This is a genomic window from Blautia intestinihominis (genome assembly GCF_040096655.1).
GTDB classification, from domain to species: Bacteria; Bacillota; Clostridia; order Lachnospirales; family Lachnospiraceae; genus Blautia_A; species Blautia_A intestinihominis.
In genome coordinates this window covers 89,585-106,838 of sequence record NZ_JBBMEI010000003.1, presented here as the reverse complement: position 1 = coordinate 106,838, position 17,254 = coordinate 89,585, and the positions used below count along the sequence as shown (strand labels likewise).

General features: G+C 47.5%; 16 protein-coding genes and 1 riboswitch. Of the genes, 3 read left to right on the top strand and 13 right to left on the bottom strand.

The window, feature by feature from the left end; all coding sequences use genetic code 11:
- The 13 genes from ychF to WMO75_RS02065 all read right to left on the bottom strand — a co-directional run bounded on the left by ychF (position 1) and on the right by WMO75_RS02065 (position 14,731).
- Positions 1 to 1,098: a redox-regulated ATPase YchF gene (gene ychF / locus WMO75_RS02125; protein WP_022215342.1), complete on the bottom strand. Its 1,098-nt coding sequence runs from the start codon at positions 1,096 to 1,098 to the stop codon at positions 1 to 3.
- A gap of 82 nt (positions 1,099 to 1,180) precedes the next feature.
- Entirely contained in the window at positions 1,181 to 1,840 is a 660-nt protein-coding gene (locus tag WMO75_RS02120) for a thiamine diphosphokinase (protein WP_022215343.1), read from the bottom strand.
- A gap of 8 nt (positions 1,841 to 1,848) precedes the next feature.
- Positions 1,849 to 2,523, bottom strand: coding sequence for a ribulose-phosphate 3-epimerase (gene rpe / locus WMO75_RS02115; protein WP_118252087.1), 675 nt, complete (start codon positions 2,521 to 2,523; stop codon positions 1,849 to 1,851).
- Positions 2,524 to 3,402, bottom strand: a complete 879-nt coding sequence (rsgA, locus tag WMO75_RS02110; protein ID WP_022215345.1) for a ribosome small subunit-dependent GTPase A — start codon at positions 3,400 to 3,402, stop codon at positions 2,524 to 2,526.
- Positions 3,403 to 3,405: 3 nt separating this feature from the next.
- Positions 3,406 to 5,613, bottom strand: coding sequence for a Stk1 family PASTA domain-containing Ser/Thr kinase (pknB, locus tag WMO75_RS02105; protein ID WP_118252088.1), 2,208 nt, complete (start codon positions 5,611 to 5,613; stop codon positions 3,406 to 3,408).
- Positions 5,607 to 6,353, bottom strand: coding sequence for a Stp1/IreP family PP2C-type Ser/Thr phosphatase (locus WMO75_RS02100; RefSeq protein ID WP_022215347.1), 747 nt, complete (start codon positions 6,351 to 6,353; stop codon positions 5,607 to 5,609). The genes pknB and WMO75_RS02100 overlap by 7 nt, the downstream gene beginning before the upstream one ends.
- A 1-nt stretch (position 6,354) precedes the next feature.
- Entirely contained in the window at positions 6,355 to 7,395 is a 1,041-nt protein-coding gene (gene rlmN / locus WMO75_RS02095; protein WP_022215348.1) for a dual-specificity RNA methyltransferase RlmN, read from the bottom strand.
- A 2-nt stretch (positions 7,396 to 7,397) separates the two neighbouring features.
- Complete coding sequence (gene rsmB, locus WMO75_RS02090) at positions 7,398 to 8,750, bottom strand: 16S rRNA (cytosine(967)-C(5))-methyltransferase RsmB (protein WP_022215349.1); 1,353 nt, start codon at positions 8,748 to 8,750, stop codon at positions 7,398 to 7,400.
- Positions 8,743 to 9,444, bottom strand: coding sequence for a zinc metallopeptidase (locus WMO75_RS02085; RefSeq protein WP_022215350.1), 702 nt, complete (start codon positions 9,442 to 9,444; stop codon positions 8,743 to 8,745). The genes rsmB and WMO75_RS02085 overlap by 8 nt, the downstream gene beginning before the upstream one ends.
- Positions 9,445 to 9,448: 4 nt before the next feature.
- Positions 9,449 to 10,399 carry a methionyl-tRNA formyltransferase gene (gene fmt, locus WMO75_RS02080; RefSeq protein WP_118252089.1) on the bottom strand — a complete coding sequence of 317 codons (951 nt, stop codon included), beginning with the start codon at positions 10,397 to 10,399 and terminating at the stop codon, positions 9,449 to 9,451.
- 22 nt (positions 10,400 to 10,421) lie between these two features.
- Positions 10,422 to 10,913 carry a peptide deformylase gene (gene def / locus WMO75_RS02075; RefSeq protein WP_022215352.1) on the bottom strand — a complete coding sequence of 164 codons (492 nt, stop codon included), beginning with the start codon at positions 10,911 to 10,913 and terminating at the stop codon, positions 10,422 to 10,424.
- A gap of 129 nt (positions 10,914 to 11,042) precedes the next feature.
- Positions 11,043 to 13,262, bottom strand: coding sequence for a replication restart helicase PriA (gene priA, locus WMO75_RS02070; protein ID WP_022215353.1), 2,220 nt, complete (start codon positions 13,260 to 13,262; stop codon positions 11,043 to 11,045).
- The gene (locus tag WMO75_RS02065; RefSeq protein WP_022215354.1) at positions 13,259 to 14,731 is read right to left on the bottom strand and encodes a UDP-N-acetylmuramoyl-L-alanyl-D-glutamate--2,6-diaminopimelate ligase; all 1,473 of its coding nucleotides are present in this window, start codon (positions 14,729 to 14,731) and stop codon (positions 13,259 to 13,261) included. Before WMO75_RS02065 ends, priA begins: the two co-directional genes overlap by 4 nt.
- Positions 14,732 to 14,889: 158 nt before the next feature.
- Positions 14,890 to 14,997, top strand: a riboswitch (TPP riboswitch).
- A gap of 85 nt (positions 14,998 to 15,082) precedes the next feature.
- Between WMO75_RS02065 and thiW the strand changes: the two genes are divergently transcribed.
- Genes thiW through thiD form a run of 3 tightly spaced genes read left to right on the top strand, consistent with a single transcriptional unit; the run spans position 15,083 to position 17,243 of the window.
- Positions 15,083 to 15,592: an energy coupling factor transporter S component ThiW gene (thiW, locus tag WMO75_RS02060; RefSeq protein WP_022215355.1), complete on the top strand. Its 510-nt coding sequence runs from the start codon at positions 15,083 to 15,085 to the stop codon at positions 15,590 to 15,592.
- 3 nt (positions 15,593 to 15,595) lie between these two features.
- Complete coding sequence (gene thiM / locus WMO75_RS02055) at positions 15,596 to 16,402, top strand: hydroxyethylthiazole kinase (protein WP_118252090.1); 807 nt, start codon at positions 15,596 to 15,598, stop codon at positions 16,400 to 16,402.
- 31 nt (positions 16,403 to 16,433) lie between these two features.
- Positions 16,434 to 17,243 (top strand): bifunctional hydroxymethylpyrimidine kinase/phosphomethylpyrimidine kinase, encoded by an 810-nt coding sequence (thiD, locus tag WMO75_RS02050; protein WP_118252091.1) that lies wholly within the window; start codon positions 16,434 to 16,436, stop codon positions 17,241 to 17,243.
- Positions 17,244 to 17,254: the final 11 nt, after the last annotated feature.

Genomic DNA, 17,254 nt, shown 5'->3' with positions numbered 1-17,254 from the left:
TTATACGTTAAATCTGAACAGAATTACATCTCCATCCTGAACAATATATTCTTTTCCTTCCATGCGGACAAGTCCCTTTTCTCTTGCACCTGCATAAGAACCGCAGTCGAGAAGATCTTTGTAATTAACAACCTCTGCCTTGATAAATCCACGCTCAAAGTCTGTGTGGATCTTACCTGCTGCCTGTGGAGCCTTGGTTCCGATCTTGATCGTCCATGCACGTGTCTCATCCTCTCCTGATGTAAGGAAACTCATAAGTCCCAGGAGGCTGTAACTTGCTCTTACCAGTTTCTCAAGACCAGATTCCTTAAGTCCCAGATCCTCGAGGAACATTTTTTTCTCATCGTCATCGAGCTCGGAGATTTCTTCTTCGATCTCTGCACAGATCACGAATACTTCGCTCTTCTGCTCGGCTGCATATTTACGTACAGCCTGTACATGCTCGTTAGATGCTCCATCATCCGCAAGATCATCCTCACTTACGTTTGCAGCGTAGATCACCGGTTTCCAGGTGAGGAGATTATAAGTTCCCATCCATGCTTCCTCATCCTCAGATTCCAGTTCCATTGTGATTGCCATCTGTCCATCCTCAAGATGTGCTTTGACTTTCTGGAGGAAATCAAGTTCTTTGGCAGCTTCTTTGTCCATACGTGCTGTCTTGGTGACTTTGGCAATTCTTCTCTCAAGGATCTCGATATCAGAGAAGATCAGCTCAAGGTTGATGGTCTCGATATCTCTGAGCGGATCGATGCTTCCATCTACGTGGATGACGTTCGGATCCTCAAAGCAGCGTACTACGTGAACGATCGCATCTACTTCACGGATGTTTGCAAGGAACTGGTTTCCAAGTCCCTCACCTTTGGATGCGCCCTTTACAAGACCTGCGATATCAACGAATTCAATGACTGCCGGAGTTACTTTCTTGGAGTGATAAAAATCTCCCAGAAGTTTCAGTCTCTCATCCGGTACAGTAACAACGCCCACATTCGGGTCGATGGTACAGAAAGGATAGTTTGCTGATTCTGCACCTGCTTTTGTCAGTGAGTTAAATAATGTACTCTTACCTACGTTCGGTAATCCAACGATACCAAGTTTCATTGCTCTATTTCTCCATTCCGTTATTTATTTGATTGTATTTTTCTGCTTAATTTTAGCACACGTGTCATAAAAAGTCTATCATTTAGTCTCTTGACATGATCATGAGAAGTTTTCCTGTTTCAAAGGTGACTTCTGCTTCAGGATCTGAGATCTCATTGCTGACAGTCAGACCGCTGTCCTCAACTTTGAGAGTATAGCTGTTCAGAGGATATTTGAAGCCTTTCAGAGTTAGTCCTGTAACCTCTCCTTCGATCGGGAAGAAAGAGACATATTTCCCGAACTGCTCTTCTTTCTTAAGGATCATTCCGCTCTCGATCAGACTCATATAGTTGTATGCGTCAACAAGAACGATCTGTACCTGTTTTATTTTTCCAAGCATCAGAAGACCGAAATTTGCCATCAGATGATCGATGCGGTTTCCTGTCGCCCCCAGGATCATAATACGTTCTGTTCCCTGTTCGATCGCATAATTTGCTGCTGACTGTGTGTCGGAATCGTCCTTCTCTGGCTTCAGTCTGCGAATTTCCGTATGTTTGAGAGTTTCCATATATTTCGCGCCCTCCGCAGAAAGACTGTCAAAGTCTCCCACTGCCACATCCGGTTCCAGATCTGTTCCCATAAAGAATTCCACGCCACGGTCTGCTGCGATCAGACAGGTATTCTCTGTTTTGTTTTTTTTCAAAAAATCGAGGGCAAAATCTTTATGGATATTGCCCCCGCTTACGATGATCGTATCTTTCATATTATGCCTCAATTTAACTTTTCGCTGATATCCTGCATCTTCTGCTGGATTCTCTGTACATTTGATTCAAGATCACCATTAAACACGTAAGAACCTGCAACAAGAAAGTTTGCACCTGCACGCATTGCGGTTTCCATAGTAGAATCATTGATTCCTCCATCTACCTGAATGTCTACATTCAGTTCTTCTCTGTCTATGATCTCTTTGAGTTCCTGAACCTTTTCTGTACATTCCGGAATATACTTCTGTCCGCCAAATCCAGGCTGAACCGTCATGACAAGTACCATATCCACATCTTCCAGGAGATGGCTGATGTCATTGATCGGGGTCGCCGGTTTGATGGAAATACCAACTTTGACACCTGCATCACGAATCAGTTCGATCGCACGTTCCAGATCCTCGCACGCCTCTGCATGAATGGTAATAGAATCCGCGCCGCAGTCTACAAAATCCTGAATATAACGTTCCGGTGCGCTTACCATAAGGTGTACATCAAAAAACATCTTTGATTCTTTGCGGATAGAGCGGATCACCGGCATTCCAAAAGAAATACTCGGTACAAAATCTCCGTCCATAACATCAATATGAAGCCATTTCACTCCCTGTTTCTCCAATGTCTGAATCTGTTCGCCCAGACGGTTAAAATCCGCTGATAAAATAGACGGGCACAACTGATATTCCATTTAATATCTCCTTTTCTCTTTCAATTCTTCATATAAATTAAGATAATCTTCGTACCGGATCCTGCTGATCTCGCCCTGTTCAAGAGCTTCCTTTACTCTGCATCCCGGTTCGTGGATATGACGACAGCCCTGAAAACGGCACTGGTCATCATACTTGCGAAACTCCGGAAAATAGTCCTTGAGTTCCTGTTCTTCCATATCCATAAGATACAGGGAAGAAAATCCCGGCGTATCCATAAGAAATGTATTCTCTCCTACCGGGATAACCTGTGAATGTCTGGTCGTATGCTTTCCTCGTTTGAGTTTCCGGCTGATCTCACCTGTCTCCATCTGAACTTCTGCCTGGAGAAGATTCGTCAGAGATGACTTGCCAACGCCGGAAGGTCCTGCCACGACCGTTGTTTTACCTTTGAGGATTCTGTGAATCTCGTCAATACCCTCCTCCTCCAGTGCGCTGGTGAGAAGAACCTGATATCCACAGCTTTGGTAGGTCTGATAAAGCTCCTGTGTTTCCTTTTCTGTTGCAAGATCTTTTTTGTTAAAGCATATGACTGCCGGAATGTCTGCCTGTTCCATCATGATCAGGAAACGGTCCAGCAGCATGAAATTCGGCTTTGGATTGTCCATTGCAAAAATCACAAATGCCTGATCTACATTGGCAACTGCCGGGCGGATCAGGGAATTTTTGCGGGGGAGGATCCTGGTCAGGTTCCCCTCCCGTTCCTGTTCATTCAATACTGTAATCTCTACATTATCACCAACCAGCGGTTTCTGATTATCCTTTCGGAAAATACCCTTGGCTTTACATTCATAAAGCACTTCGTTCTCTCCGTAAACATAATAAAACCCGGCAATTCCTTTGATAATTTTACCCTGCATGAATTACTCTGCTTTCTTGAAAGTCAGTGGATAAGAACCAAGCTGCTGGAAGTTTCCGTCAATCAGCTCTGATACATACAATGTTCCTTCGCTGACTCCTGACGCACCTGTAATATCCAACGTATACGGGAATGTAATCGCCTCTCCGTCAACCACTTTAGTAGAAGTTGTTTCTCCGTTTACTTCCTGGATCAGTTCCAGACGAATTGCACCACCCTGATATCCATTTGGAGTATTCAGTGTCTGCGTACATTTCCATACTTCGCCGTTTGCAGCAGCTGTGCTCTGCTGCGCCGTATCTGCTGTGGAAGCACTGTCTGTTGTTGTATCTGTTGTAGTTGTTGTATCTGCCGGAGCCTGATTGCCGCTGCTTACTACGATAGAGATCGTTTCATCCGGATTGCCGTATGCGGTGTCCCCATCCTCTGAAGTTGCAGATGGATCCTGTGAGATGACCTGTCCTGCCGGCACTTCACTGCTCTGCTGTTCTGTAATCTGAATGTCTGCCCATTTACCAAGTGCAGTGATCGCTTCATTCTTAGTCATTCCTAATACATCCGGAATCTGTGCAGTATCACCATAATCCAGACCACGGCTGACTGTCAGGGTTACTGATCCGCCTGCTGTCATGCTTGTGCCAGTTTCCGGTGATACGGCCATAACATATCCTGGTTCTGTAAGCGGCCATCCACTGTCATCTGCTTCACTGTATTCTTTCTGTACAGTTACAGTAAGTCCAAGATCTTCCAGTGTCTGCTGCGCATCTACTCCTGTCTGGCCGGAAACATCTGGTACTGTGATTTCCTGCTGACCTTTACTGATATAATATTTCAGAGTTGTATACTGTTCAACTTTGGTTCCTGCCGGAATATCCTGAGAAGAAATTCGTCCCTTTTCCTGCGTGGAGTTCTCTTCTCCCATCATCTGCTTGCCAAGCTTTTCTTCTTCCAGAAGAGCAGAAGCCTCTTCCTCTGTCTTGCCTACCAGAACCGGAACAGTAACCATTCCATCTTCGTCTGCTGTATCTGCTGCCTGTTCTGTCTGCGGTGTGGTTTCTGCCCCATCACTTCCGATGATGCCGGCAGCCTTGCCGATCACAAAAATTGCCCCCACCAGGACAACTGCGCCTGCAAGAAGTGCAACGATAGTTACTGCTGAGTTCGGTCCCTTTTTCTTCTTTTTCCTGTCAGATTTCTTACCAGCCGGAGTTTCCTCATAGTCCTCGTCATCGCTGTCATAATCTGTATCATAAATTTCATCTTCCAGATCTTCTACATCTGATTTCTTTGAAGATGCACGTGGAGTATTCTTGATTTCTCCCAGTTCTTCGTCTGAGATCACCACTGTCTTGGCTTCATTGTCCACGGAAGATAATGTCACAAAATTTCCCTGAGGATCGATCAGTGAATGTTTCAGGTCTGCAATGACATCTTCCATTTTCTCGTAACGGCGGCCAACACTCTTCTGGGTACATTTCAGGATGATCTGCTCCAGACTGTATGGAAGATTCTCTGTGTACACACTCGGCGGTACCATCTCTTCCTGCAGATGCTTGATCGCAATAGCTACTGTAGTATCTCCGTCAAACGGAACCCTGCCTGTGACCATCTCATAAAGTGTGATACCAAGAGAATAGATGTCACTCTTCTCATCACTGTATCCGCCGCGCACCTGCTCCGGTGAGCTGTAGTGTACAGATCCCATCACATTGGAGCTGATCGTATTGGAAGATGCGGCTCTCGCGATTCCGAAATCTGTTACCTTCACTTTACCATCTGTAGAAATGATAATATTCTGCGGTTTGACATCACGGTGTACGATTCCATGGTTATGTGCTGCTTCCAGTCCCATAGATACCTGAATGGCAATACTGGTCGCTTCTTTGATGGAAAGTTTCCCCTTCTTGGCAATATATTCCTTAAGAGTGATTCCTTCGATCAGCTCCATGACGATGTAATATACACCGCCATCATCTCCTACATCAAATACATTGACGATATTCGGATGTGTAAGGCCGGCTGCTGCCTGTGCCTCGCTGCGGAATTTGCGGATAAAAGTTGTATCCTCTCTGAATTCCGGTTTTAATACTTTGACCGCAACAAAGCGGTTGAGTTTATGATCCTTTGCTTTATAGACATCGGCCATTCCGCCGGTACCTATTTTTCCTAAAATTTCATAACGTTCTGCTATGATCGTTCCCGTCTTTAACATTTTTCCACCTCATTCGTGAATGGTTCTACCAGTACAACTGCAATATTATCCTTACCACCGTTCTGGTTGGCTTCTCTCAGAAGTCTCTCACCCTTCTGCGGCAGTTCCTCATTCTGGTTCAGTATAATTTCTTCGATTTTGCTGTCTTCTACCATATTGCTCAGACCATCGGAACACATAAGGATGGTACTGCCCGGTTCCATCTTCAGGTCAAAAAAGTCAATATCTACGGTTCTCTCTGCACCAAGTGCTCTTGTGATGATGTTTTTGTCCGGATGATTTCTCGCCTCTTCCCGCTTGATCTCTCCGAGTCTGACCATCTCTTCTACAAGTGAATGATCCCTCGTAACCTGGCGAATCTTTCCCTGGATGATATACAGGCGGCTGTCACCAACATTTGCCACATATAGATAATGGCCTACGACCGTAGCCACCACGATCGTCGTTCCCATCCCGCGCAGTGCTTCTTCTCTCCTGGCGCATTCAAGGATCTCTGTGTTGGCTTTCTCAATGGCATGACGAATCACCTTGATTGGGTTGAAATCTGCATCCTTTTGAATCTCTTCTACCAAAGTCTGAACGGCATGAGAGGAAGCGTAATCTCCCGCATTATGACCGCCCATTCCATCGGCAACAACGAACAAATTCTGGAGATTTCCTACAGGGGTTTCGGAAACGAACACATAGTCCTGGTTCATCTTCCGCTTCTGCCCTACATCCGTAGCTGAATATACCCTCATGTCACTTCTCACTTTCTGTTTTTTCCATGTAACGTTTTCTTAACTGACCACAGGCACCGTCAATATCGCTGCCCATTTCCCTTCTAATAGTACCATTTATTCCGTATTTTTCAAGATTTATTTTGAAATTCTCAACAGCCTGTCGGGTAGAACGCACGAAAGAACGCTCTCTGACCGGATTGACCGGGATAAGATTTACGTGACAGTTCAGTCCCTTAAGACGGCCTGCAAGCTCTTTTGCATTCTCTTTACTGTCATTTACGCCTGCTACAAGGCTGTACTCAAAGGTGATCCTTCTGCCTGTCTTGTCAAAATAATTCCGACAGGCTTCCAGAAGCTCATCGATCGAGTATTTATTGGCGATCGGCATAAGCTCGCGCCTTTTCTCATCGTTCGGCGCATGAAGAGATACAGCAAGCGTCATCTGAAGTTTCTCGTCTGCAAGCTTGTAGATCTGTGGAACAAGGCCGCAGGTAGATACTGTCAGGTTCCTCTGGCTGATGTGGATACCGCCTTCTTCCGTCAGGATATGTATGAAGCGAAGAAGGTTATCATAGTTGTCCATCGGCTCGCCGGTTCCCATCACAACCACATTGGATATACGCTCGCCAAGTGATGTCTGGATTCTGTAGATCTGATCCAGCATCTCTGACGGAAGCAGGTTTCTCGTAAGTCCGCCGATCGTGGAAGCACAGAATCTGCATCCCATACGGCACCCCGCCTGAGAAGAGATACAGACAGAGTTGCCGTGCTTGTATTTCATAAGAACACTCTCGATCATATTTCCATCAGACAGGCGGAACAGATATTTCCTGGTGCCGTCTATCTTGGATATCTGGACATCCAGTGTCTCCAGAACCGTGATCGGATACTGCTCCAGCTTCTGCCTGAGGCTCTTTGGAATGTTTTCCATTTCGTCGTAAGAAGTGACCAGATGCTCGTGCAGCCAGCTGTAGATCTGCTTTGCGCGGAAAGGTTTCTCTCCGAGTTCTGCCATAAGCCCCTTCAGTTCTTCGACGGTCATTGATTTTATGTCTGTCATTTTTATTTCCTTCTGAATTTTGCCATAAAGAATCCATCCGTTCCGTGAACGCCTGGAAGCAGCTGCAGGTAGCCGAGGCTGGTCGTTTCGGATTTGAGTTCATCCGGAACAAACTCATCAATGCTTTCCAGTTTGAATGGATGGTTGTTCATAAACCACATCATATTTTCTTCGTTTTCTTCTTTGGCGATCGTACAGGTACTGAAGATCAGAACGCCGCGCGGCTTCACATACTCTGCTGCCTTGTCCAGAATGTTTCTCTGGAGGATCACCAGTTCTTCCTCTTTCTGTGCAGTAGAACGATATTTGATCTCTGGTTTCTTACCGATCACACCGTAGCCGGAACATGGTACATCTGCAAGTACGATATCTGCCTTGCACTCAGATTCCACATCGAACACTGTCGCATCCTGCACATGTGCCTGTACATTGATGGAGTCGGTGCGGTGGATATTTTCCTGGATCAGTTCAACCTTATACCGGCTGACATCTCTTGCATCCACGGTTCCAAAGCCTTCCATCTTGTCTCCCAGATGAATGCTCTTACCGCCCGGTGCCGCACACATGTCGATGATATAATCACCTTTCTGCGGGTTTGCGATCTCGGAAACAAGCATGGAGCTTACATCCTGTGCCACGATCTTACCCTCGATAAATGCATCCAGTGCAAGAATGTGGTTATAATCAGAAATCCTGAATGCATACGGAAGATACGGCGCCGGTTCTACCTTTACACCCTGGTTTCGGAGGCTTTCGCAGGTCTCCTCTACAGAATTCAGATATGTACGGCAGCGTACAGTGATCGGTTTTTCTTCCAGAAAATCCGCCAGCATCTTCTCTGTGACTTCCTCGCCATAATCATTCAGCCAGCGCAGAACAAGTGGTTCCGGCATGGAATATCTGACAGAAAGATAACGGACCAGATTTACCTTTCTCGAAGGATATTCAAGTTCATCCATCTGTCTCGCTATCGTCCGGAGCACGCCGTTCACAAAAGGTTTCAGGTTGTAAAATCCCTTTCGCTGGGCAAGTTTCACAGCCTCATTGCAAACTGCGCTGTCCGGCACTCTGTCCATGAATTTCAGCTGATACACCGCGCTCCTGAGGATCTCACGGATCGGCGGTTTCATCTTGTCCACGGTGATCTTTGAAAAAGAATCTATTATATAGTCAATGAGGATCCTGTATTCCAGAGTCCCCTCACAGACTCTGGTAATAAAGGCTCTCTCCTGCTTCGGAAGGAACTGATATTTGGAAAGCGCATTGCGGATCGCAATATGGCTGTGTTCTCCTTCTTCATTGATCTGAAGGAGGATCTCCAATATCATTTCTCTTGTATTGATACCACTAGTCATCTCGTCTTCCTCCTGCCAGTATCACAAGTCTCAAAAGTTGTAAAATAGATGCCGCAAGTGCTGCAACATATGTCATGGCAGCTGCAGTCAGCACCTTGCGGGCTCCCTTTGTCTCATCTGCCCCAAGGATTCCTGTGCTCTGAAGCATCTTGAGTGCTCTTGCAGATGCATTGACCTCAACAGGAAGTGTCACAAGCTGAAACAGCACTGCCAGTGAAAACAGCACGATACCTGCTGTTACCAGCGGGCGGATGCCTGCAAAAAGTCCGATCAGAAACAGCGGCCAGGAAAGACTGCTTCCGATATTTGCTGCCGGAACGATCGCGCTCCGCATCTCCAGCGGTGCATAGTTGGTCGCATGCTGGATGGCATGACCACACTCATGTGCTGCAACTCCGACTGCTGCCAGAGAAGTCTGACCGTAAATATCCTGGGAGAGATTTACCGTCTTTGTCCGCGGATCATAATGATCTGTCAGGCTTCCAGCTACCGGTCTTACCTGTACATCTGTAATCCCGGCACTGTAAAGGATCCTTCTGGCTGCTTCTTCTCCGGTAAGTCCTGATGCGCTTCTTACTCTCTTATAACGGGCAAAGGTGCTTTTGAGCTTTGCAGATGCCGCGAGAGACAGAAGCATTCCGATGATCAGAAGAAGATACGTCCAATCAAATCCATAGTATCCATATCCGTACATATTATCACTCCTTATGATCTGTCAGCATGGTTTCCTCAGTTACCTGATAGCCGCGAAGGAAAGCATCTGTTTCCATACGCTTCTTTCCCTCAAGCTGTACTTCGCGAAGGACGAGAACATCTTCTCCACAGGCTACGTGGATTCCTGTTTTATCCACCGCTGTGATCGTTCCCGGTGTGGTTTTTCCACCATTTGCGCCCTTTTCTACTGTGGATTTCCATACTTTAAGTGTTTTTCCATTGAGGAAGGTGTAGGCGCTCGGCCACGGGTTCAGGCCGCGGACCAGTCTCTCAAGTTCTTCGGCACTCTTTGAAAAATCCATAAGTCCCATTTTCTTGGTGATCATCGCTGCATACGGGGTCGGGCTTTCCTCCGGCTGTTTCTCATAAGTAGCAGTTCCGTTCTCTATAGAAGGAAGTGTCTCCATCAGAAGATCAGCCCCTGCCTGTGCAAGTTTATCAAAAAGACTGCCGCCTGTTTCCTCTGTCTCGATTGGTACAACGATCTTGGAGATCATATCTCCGGTATCCAGACCGGTTCCCATTCTCATGATCGTCACGCCGGATTCTTTCTCTCCGTCAATGACTGCCTGCTGGATCGGTGCTGCACCTCTGTATTTCGGAAGCAGGGAAGCATGGATGTTGATACATCCATATTTCGGAAGATCCAGGATTGTCTTCGGGATGATCTGTCCAAAAGCTGCCACAACGATGATATCCGGTGCAAGTCCTGTAAGTGTCTCCACAAATTCCGGATCACGTACTTTGGCCGGCTGGTAAACCGGAATTTCATGTTTCATGGCTTCTTCTTTGACAGGAGTTGGCATAAGTGTCTTGCCTCTTCCCTTCGGTTTGTCCGGCTGTGTCACAACTGCCGTGACCTCATATCCGGCTTTTACCAGTGCGGCAAGCGGCGGCACTGCAAAATCCGGAGTTCCCATATAAACTATTTTCATAATATGCTCCTTTTTTCGTCTGTTATTCGAAATCCTCAAATTCCTCATCCTCGTCATAGCTGGTTCTGTGAAGTTCTCCTTCTACCAGGTCTGTGTACATCTTGCCATCGAGGTGGTCGATCTCATGGCAGAAAGCTCTTGCGAGAAGTTCTGTTCCTTCGTAGATCACTTCTTCCATGTCTTCGTTCATTGCCTTTACTTTGACATAGTTCGGACGGGTCACCTGTCCTGCCATGCCCGGAACGCTTAAGCATCCTTCGTCTCCTGTCTGTTCGCCGGAGGTTTCAAGAATCTCCGGATTGATCAGGACGATCGGACCATCCCCGATATCAATAACTACGATTCTCTTGAGGATTCCGACCTGCGGTGCTGCAAGTCCTACTCCCATCGCTTCATACATGGTATCAAGCATGTCATCTACTAAAGTTACGATCTTTGGTGTAACTTCCTTTACCGGTTTGCTTACCTTTCTCAGTACCGGATCTCCTTCTGTTCTGATTGTTCTGAGTGCCATTTCTTTCTTCCTTTCTTTTGTCCTTTATATATTAGTGTACTGTATCACTCACATTTCGCAGAATGACGCAGTACACTAGTGTACTGTATCATTGACATTTCGCTAACTGAAAGTCAATGAGACAGCACACTAACTGTAATCAAACTGTATATATAATTTCCGGAAACCGGAATTTACTTCGATATATTTTTCTGCTTTATCCTTGATGTCCATCAGCACACGTTCTTCCTGATGTTTCAGGTAGATGACCTTGTGGTAGACATCGTTGATCTTCCCGACGGATGCATAGGCAGGACCGATCACGTGAAGGTGGTATTTTTCCCCGATCCGTTCTACGAATCGTCCGAGATAATCCATGCCCTGGCTCAAAAGTTCCTCATCTTCTCCCGCAGCAAGGATCGACAGCATATGTGCCGCCGGCGGATAATCCATCAGAAGACGGTAGCTCATCTCCTCGCGGTAAAAAGCTTCATAATCCTGGGTTGCCGCGGTCTGGATACTGTAATGTTCCGGATGGTATGTCTGGATCACTGCCTCTCCCGGCTTATTGCCCCGTCCAGACCTTCCAACTGCCTGAGTCAGAAGCTGAAATGTCCTCTCTGCACAGCGATAATCGGCCGCATTCAGAGAAAGGTCAGCCGCCACTGCACCAACCAGAGTCACATCCGGAAAGTCGTGTCCCTTGACGATCATCTGGGTTCCCACCAGGATATCCGCTTCATGGGCGGCAAAAGATGACAGGATCTGCTCATAACTTCCTTTATTTCTTGTAGTGTCGTAATCCATGCGGAGAACACGGGCTTTCGGAAAAGTCTTGTGAAGGACCTGTTCGATCTGCTGTGTTCCCGCTTTGAAACCGCCGATATAAGGCGAACCACAGGACGGACACTGCTCCACACGCGGTCTCTCATAGCCACAGTAGTGGCAGACCAGCTTTCCATTGTTATGTTCTGTCAGTGCGACATCGCAGTGTGGACACTTAAGAGCCTCCCCACAGGAACGGCAGGAAACAAAGCCCGCGTACCCGCGCCTGTTCAGGAACAGGATGGACTGCTCATTATTTCTCAGACGTTTCTCCAGGGAACCCTTCAGTTTACGGCTCAGGATCGAACGGTTCCCTGCTTTTAATTCTTCCCTGAGATCCACAACCGATACTTCCGGAAGCGGACGATCCTCAAAGCGGGCCGTCAGCTTCGTCAGCAGATATTCGCCGGAAACCGCCCTGCTGTATGCTTCCAGGGACGGCGTCGCTGAACCAAGGACCACATGTGCACCTTCCTGCGCTGCCCTCTGCACAGCCACCTCTCTCGCATGATAACGTGGACTGTTCTCACTCTTATAAGTCTGCTCATGTTCCTCATCAATTATGATAAGTCCCAGGTTGGAAAAAGGTGTAAAAAGAGCGGAACGCGGTCCCACCATGATCTGGATTTCTCCGCGCTTTGCTCTTCGAAACTGGTCATACCGCTCACCCATGGACAATCGTGAATTCAGGACCGAAACCTTGTCTCCAAACCATCCATAAAATCTGCGTACTGTCTGGTATGTCAGGGAAATCTCCGGGATTAGTACGATCACCTGTTTTCCCTGTGCTACTACCTGCTCGATCAGTTTCATATAAACCTGCGTCTTGCCGCTTCCGGTGACACCGTGGATCAATACCGGACGCGGAGTTTCCTTCTGCCATTCCTCCTGGATCTGGCAAAGGACTTCCTGCTGTGCCTCAGTAAGACTTGACAGTTTCTCCCTTGGGATCGAACCTTCCTCTATCGGAATGCGGTAAATTTCATCCTGCTGGATATGGACAAGTCCCTGCTCAACGAGAGGTGCGATCACTGCCGCAGTCATACCCAGTTCTTTCGAAGCTCTGGTATAGTCAAGTTTCGGTTCCTCGCAGAGTGCCCGAAGAAGTCTCGCTCTCGCTTTACATCTGCCTTTTTCGAGATTTTGTGCAAGGGCAAGGGCTTCTTCTCTGTCAATATTGAGAAGAACATAGCGTTTTTCTTTGGATTTGACTTTTTCTCTTACTGGAAGGACCGTCTTGAGTGCCTGTGCCATCGTGGAACCATATCGTTCTTTCATCCATGCAGCAAGGGCGATCAGTTTTTCCTCTGTTGTTTCCTCGCTGCTGCAGATTTCCTTAAACGGTTTGATCTTTACCGGGGCCAGCTTGGGCTCCCGGGAAAGTCCGATCACATAACCTCTGCGCTCATGATTTCCATTTCCAAAAGGAATGGATACCACCATTCCTATATGGATCTGGCTTTCCAGTTCCTGCGGAACGCGGTACTGAAAACTCCGATCCAGTTTCTCATGGGAAATATCTACAATGATATCTGCATACATCATTGATCTTTTTCCTGATCCTCCTTCAGAATCTCTGCAATCAGAACTCTTTCATCCATAGGATACTTCTTTCCTTTGATCTCCTGGTAATCTTCATGTCCCTTTCCGGCAAGGACAATGATATCGCCCGGCTCTCCATGATGGATCGCATAGGCGATCGCTTCCTTACGGTCACAGATCTCTACGTATTTGCCGTTTGTTTTGGCAATTCCTGTCTTGATGTCGTCGATGATTGCCTGTGGCTCCTCGAATCTCGGGTTGTCTGAAGTAATGATAGTCAGATCTGCCATTCTTCCGGAAACCTCACCCATTTCATAACGACGGGATTTTGCACGGTTTCCTCCACAGCCGAACAGGCACACCAGTCTGTGCGGATGATATTCTCTCAGAGTTGTGAGAAGACTCTCCAGCGCCATCGCATTGTGTGCATAGTCGATCATCAGAGTAAACTCATCGGATACCTTGATCATCTCGATACGCCCTTTGACTCTCGCTACTTTGAGAGCTTTGATGATGTTTTCCTGGGAAACCTTGAAATGACGGCAGATGGCGATCGCAGTCAGGGAATTGTAAATGCTGAATTTACCTGGAATATCGATTTCTACCGGGAAGTCCATAAGACCTTTGACATGGTAGGAAATTCCCAGATATCCCTTGCCGCCGACCATATGTGCATCTTCTGCGCGAAGGTCTGCCTCCGGTGAAAATCCATAAGTCTCCAGATTGCAGGTATGGCCTTCGATAATCTTCTCAAAGTGCTCATCATCGCGGTTTACGATGCCGACTTTGCACTGACGGAGAAGCATAGATTTGCAGGCAAGATAATGTGCGAAATCTCTGTGCTCGTTCGGTCCGATATGATCGGGTTCGATATTTGTAAAGATACCGTAGTCAAAAACAAAGCCCTGTGTTCTGTGAAGCATCAGTCCCTGTGAAGAAACTTCCATTACTACACAGTCACATCCTGCATCTACCATCTTGCGGAAATATTTCTGAACGACAAAAGATTCCGGAGTTGTGTTGGCTGCCGGGATCACCTCGTCACCGATGATCGCCTCGATGGTTCCGATCAGGCCGACTTTGTATCCGGCGTTTTCAAGGATGGATTTGACCATGTAGGTGGTTGTGGTCTTTCCTTTGGTTCCTGTGATTCCGATGGTCTTGAGCTGTTCTGCCGGATGTCCGAAATATGCGGCAGAAATGAACGCCATTGCATAGCGTGTATCTTCTACCTTGATCACAGTGACATCCTGCGGTGCTTCCACATCGTCCTGGACTACCAGTGTCTTTGCTCCTTTCGCAACTACATCCGGTACAAATTTATGTCCGTCCACAACTGCACCTTTGATACAGATGAACAGAGAATTCTCGATCACTTTGCGGGAATCATACTCTACAGTACTGACTTCCTGCTCCACGCTGCCCTGGCAGCAGGTATATTCCAATCTCTCTAATAATGATGAAACTTTCATATTTATTCTGATCCTCCTCACTTCGGGATATACTCCATTATAGGATATCACAGGTCGAAGTCTTTTTCAATGTCCGGTCTGTGTCCGTTTTTTATAAAAAGCGGTTCGAATTTTTTCTTGTCATATCCTGTAATGGGCTGTATAATAGTAGCGTAAAATATATGAAACAGGGGAGCTGGCTGAAGCTGGCTGAGAGGAAACTGACTGGTTTCGACCCATAACCTGATTTGGATAATGCCAACGTAGGGAAATACCGAAGATTTTTCAGGAGAATTTCCCCGCGGATTTCTCCTTTTTTTGCGCTAATTTTTCAGACCAGATGTTTCATAATTAACAAAGGAGGTCAAACCAATGTCAAAGAGCAATACACATGCCGCACAGAAGCTCGCCGTTGCCGGTGTACTGACAGCAGCAGCCGTAGTTGGAAGCTTCTTAAGTGTTCCGGTTGCCGGAAGCAAATGTGCTCCGGTACAGCATATGGTCAATGTATTCTCTGCCGTCCTTCTCGGACCGTGGTGGGGGATCGGCATTGCATTCTGTGCAAGCCTGATCCGAAATCTGCTCGGGATCGGAAGTTTTCTTGCTTTTCCGGGAAGCATGGTCGGAGCCCTGTGCTGTGGACTTATGTACCATTTCACCAGGAAATTAAGTCTCACCTGTGCTGCGGAAGCACTTGGAACCGGCGTTCTCGGCGGACTTGCCGCTTACCCGGTTGCACGTTTCGCCATGGGACTTGCCCCTGCCGGATTTACGGTATACATGATCCCGTTCTTTATCTCCACTCTGGCAGGCAGCATCCTCGCCTATGTGCTTCTCCGCATCTTCGAGAAAAGCCAGGTGCTTGACACAGTAATGAGGTAATTTATGGAAAGAAACGAAATTCTGGCTGCGATCCTTAGGAAACAACCAAAGATCCACTGTCTGACCAATCCGGTCACGATGAATGATGTTGCAAACATCCTTCTCGCTGCCGGCGGAAGTGCCGTGATGGCGCAGGATGAACAGGAGGCTGCTGAGATCACTACTTTCTGTCAGGGAACCCTTCTCAACACCGGTGTCCCTGATGAAGCCAAGATCCGGGCGTGCATCCTTGCCGGGAAACGTGCCAATCAGCTTGGTCATCCTGTTGTTCTCGATCCGGTCGGTGTGGGCGGAAGTTCTTTTCGCCGGAGAGAACTCCGGAAGCTTCTGGATCATGTGCATCCGGCTGTGGTCCGCTGCAATCAGGAAGAAGCGGCTGTACTCTGTTCTTTTCATTCGGAACAGGAAACACATTTTTCCCACGGCGGCGTGGAAAGCAGCCTGCATATGGATGCGCAGGACCTGACACAACTCGCGCGGACTGCTGCCAGACTTTATAACTGCACCTTTTTTATTACAGGAAAAACAGATGTCGTATCAGACGGCGAACAGACCATTTTGCTTAGTGGCGGCGATCCAAGGCTCTGCCGGATCACGGGCGGCGGCTGCATGCTCTCTGCCCTGTGTGCCCTGTTCTGTTGCAGCGAAGCATCTGCCTTCGAGGCAGCGTCCACGGCCGGTCAGCTCTGGAAGGAAATTTCAGAGGAAGCCGGAAGACATACAGATCAGAATAGCGGCGGCATCGGACAGTTCCACATGTCACTCATGGATATGACCGAGCAGAAAATATTTTTTTCCGCTCGTTTATAAAAAAATTATTTGCAACAGGAGGAGAACCACTATGAAAAAGAAAACAGTACTGACTATCGCAGGAAGCGATTCCAGCGGCGGCGCAGGCATTCAGGCGGATATCAAGGCGATCACCATGAACGGTGTCTACGCTTCCAGTGTGATCACTGCCCTGACTGCCCAGAACACTACCGGAGTATATGGGATTCTGGAAACACCGGCTGATTTTATCGCCGCACAGATGGATGCCGTATTTTCTGATATTTTCCCGGATGCCGTCAAGATCGGCATGCTTCCGTCCCCGGAGGCTATGGAATGTGTTGCTGCCAAACTCCGCCAGTACAAACCGGAACATATTGTCCTGGATCCGGTCATGGTGTCTACAAGCGGACATCGTCTGATGGAACCGGAAGCCGAAGAAACACTCAAGGCAGAACTTTTCCCGCTGGCAGAGCTCATCACACCGAATATCCCGGAGGCTGAGGTTCTGACCGGACTTCTCATCAATGATGACAGTTCCATGGAACACGCATGCCGGGAGCTTTTTGCAAGATTCCACTGTGCGATTCTTCTCAAAAGCGGACACAGAACCGACCATGCAAACGATCTCCTCTACACCGGAGACGAAACGCTCTGGATCAAAGGTGAACGTATTGACAATCCGAATTCACACGGAACAGGCTGCACGCTTTCCAGCACGATCGCAGCCAATCTCGCCAAGGGATATTCCCTCGGTGATGCTGTTGCCAAAGCCAAGGAATATCTTACAGAAGCACTCCGGGTAAACCTTGATCTCGGAAATGGTCACGGACCGGTAGACCATGCCCTCGGTGGACAGCATACTTCTTATTTTTACAATTAAACACTTTTAAA

Excerpts from the sequence above, each read along its gene's own strand:
- thiM (WP_118252090.1), top strand. The coding sequence starts at position 15,596 with ATGGAAAGAAACGAAATTCTGGCTGCGATCCTTAGGAAACAACCAAAG.
- thiW (WP_022215355.1), top strand. The coding sequence starts at position 15,083 with ATGTCAAAGAGCAATACACATGCCGCACAGAAGCTCGCCGTTGCCGGT.
- fmt (WP_118252089.1), bottom strand. The coding sequence starts at position 10,399 with ATGAAAATAGTTTATATGGGAACTCCGGATTTTGCAGTGCCGCCGCTT.
- WMO75_RS02120 (WP_022215343.1), bottom strand. The coding sequence starts at position 1,840 with ATGAAAGATACGATCATCGTAAGCGGGGGCAATATCCATAAAGATTTT.
- priA (WP_022215353.1), bottom strand. The coding sequence starts at position 13,262 with ATGATGTATGCAGATATCATTGTAGATATTTCCCATGAGAAACTGGAT.
- rlmN (WP_022215348.1), bottom strand. The coding sequence starts at position 7,395 with ATGACAGACATAAAATCAATGACCGTCGAAGAACTGAAGGGGCTTATG.
- WMO75_RS02100 (WP_022215347.1), bottom strand. The coding sequence starts at position 6,353 with ATGAGGGTATATTCAGCTACGGATGTAGGGCAGAAGCGGAAGATGAAC.
- pknB (WP_118252088.1), bottom strand. The coding sequence starts at position 5,613 with ATGTTAAAGACGGGAACGATCATAGCAGAACGTTATGAAATTTTAGGA.
- def (WP_022215352.1), bottom strand. The coding sequence starts at position 10,913 with ATGGCACTCAGAACAATCAGAACAGAAGGAGATCCGGTACTGAGAAAG.
- WMO75_RS02085 (WP_022215350.1), bottom strand. The coding sequence starts at position 9,444 with ATGTACGGATATGGATACTATGGATTTGATTGGACGTATCTTCTTCTG.
- rsmB (WP_022215349.1), bottom strand. The coding sequence starts at position 8,750 with ATGACTAGTGGTATCAATACAAGAGAAATGATATTGGAGATCCTCCTT.
- rpe (WP_118252087.1), bottom strand. The coding sequence starts at position 2,523 with ATGGAATATCAGTTGTGCCCGTCTATTTTATCAGCGGATTTTAACCGT.
- WMO75_RS02065 (WP_022215354.1), bottom strand. The coding sequence starts at position 14,731 with ATGAAAGTTTCATCATTATTAGAGAGATTGGAATATACCTGCTGCCAG.
- ychF (WP_022215342.1), bottom strand. The coding sequence starts at position 1,098 with ATGAAACTTGGTATCGTTGGATTACCGAACGTAGGTAAGAGTACATTA.
- rsgA (WP_022215345.1), bottom strand. The coding sequence starts at position 3,402 with ATGCAGGGTAAAATTATCAAAGGAATTGCCGGGTTTTATTATGTTTAC.
- thiD (WP_118252091.1), top strand. The coding sequence starts at position 16,434 with ATGAAAAAGAAAACAGTACTGACTATCGCAGGAAGCGATTCCAGCGGC.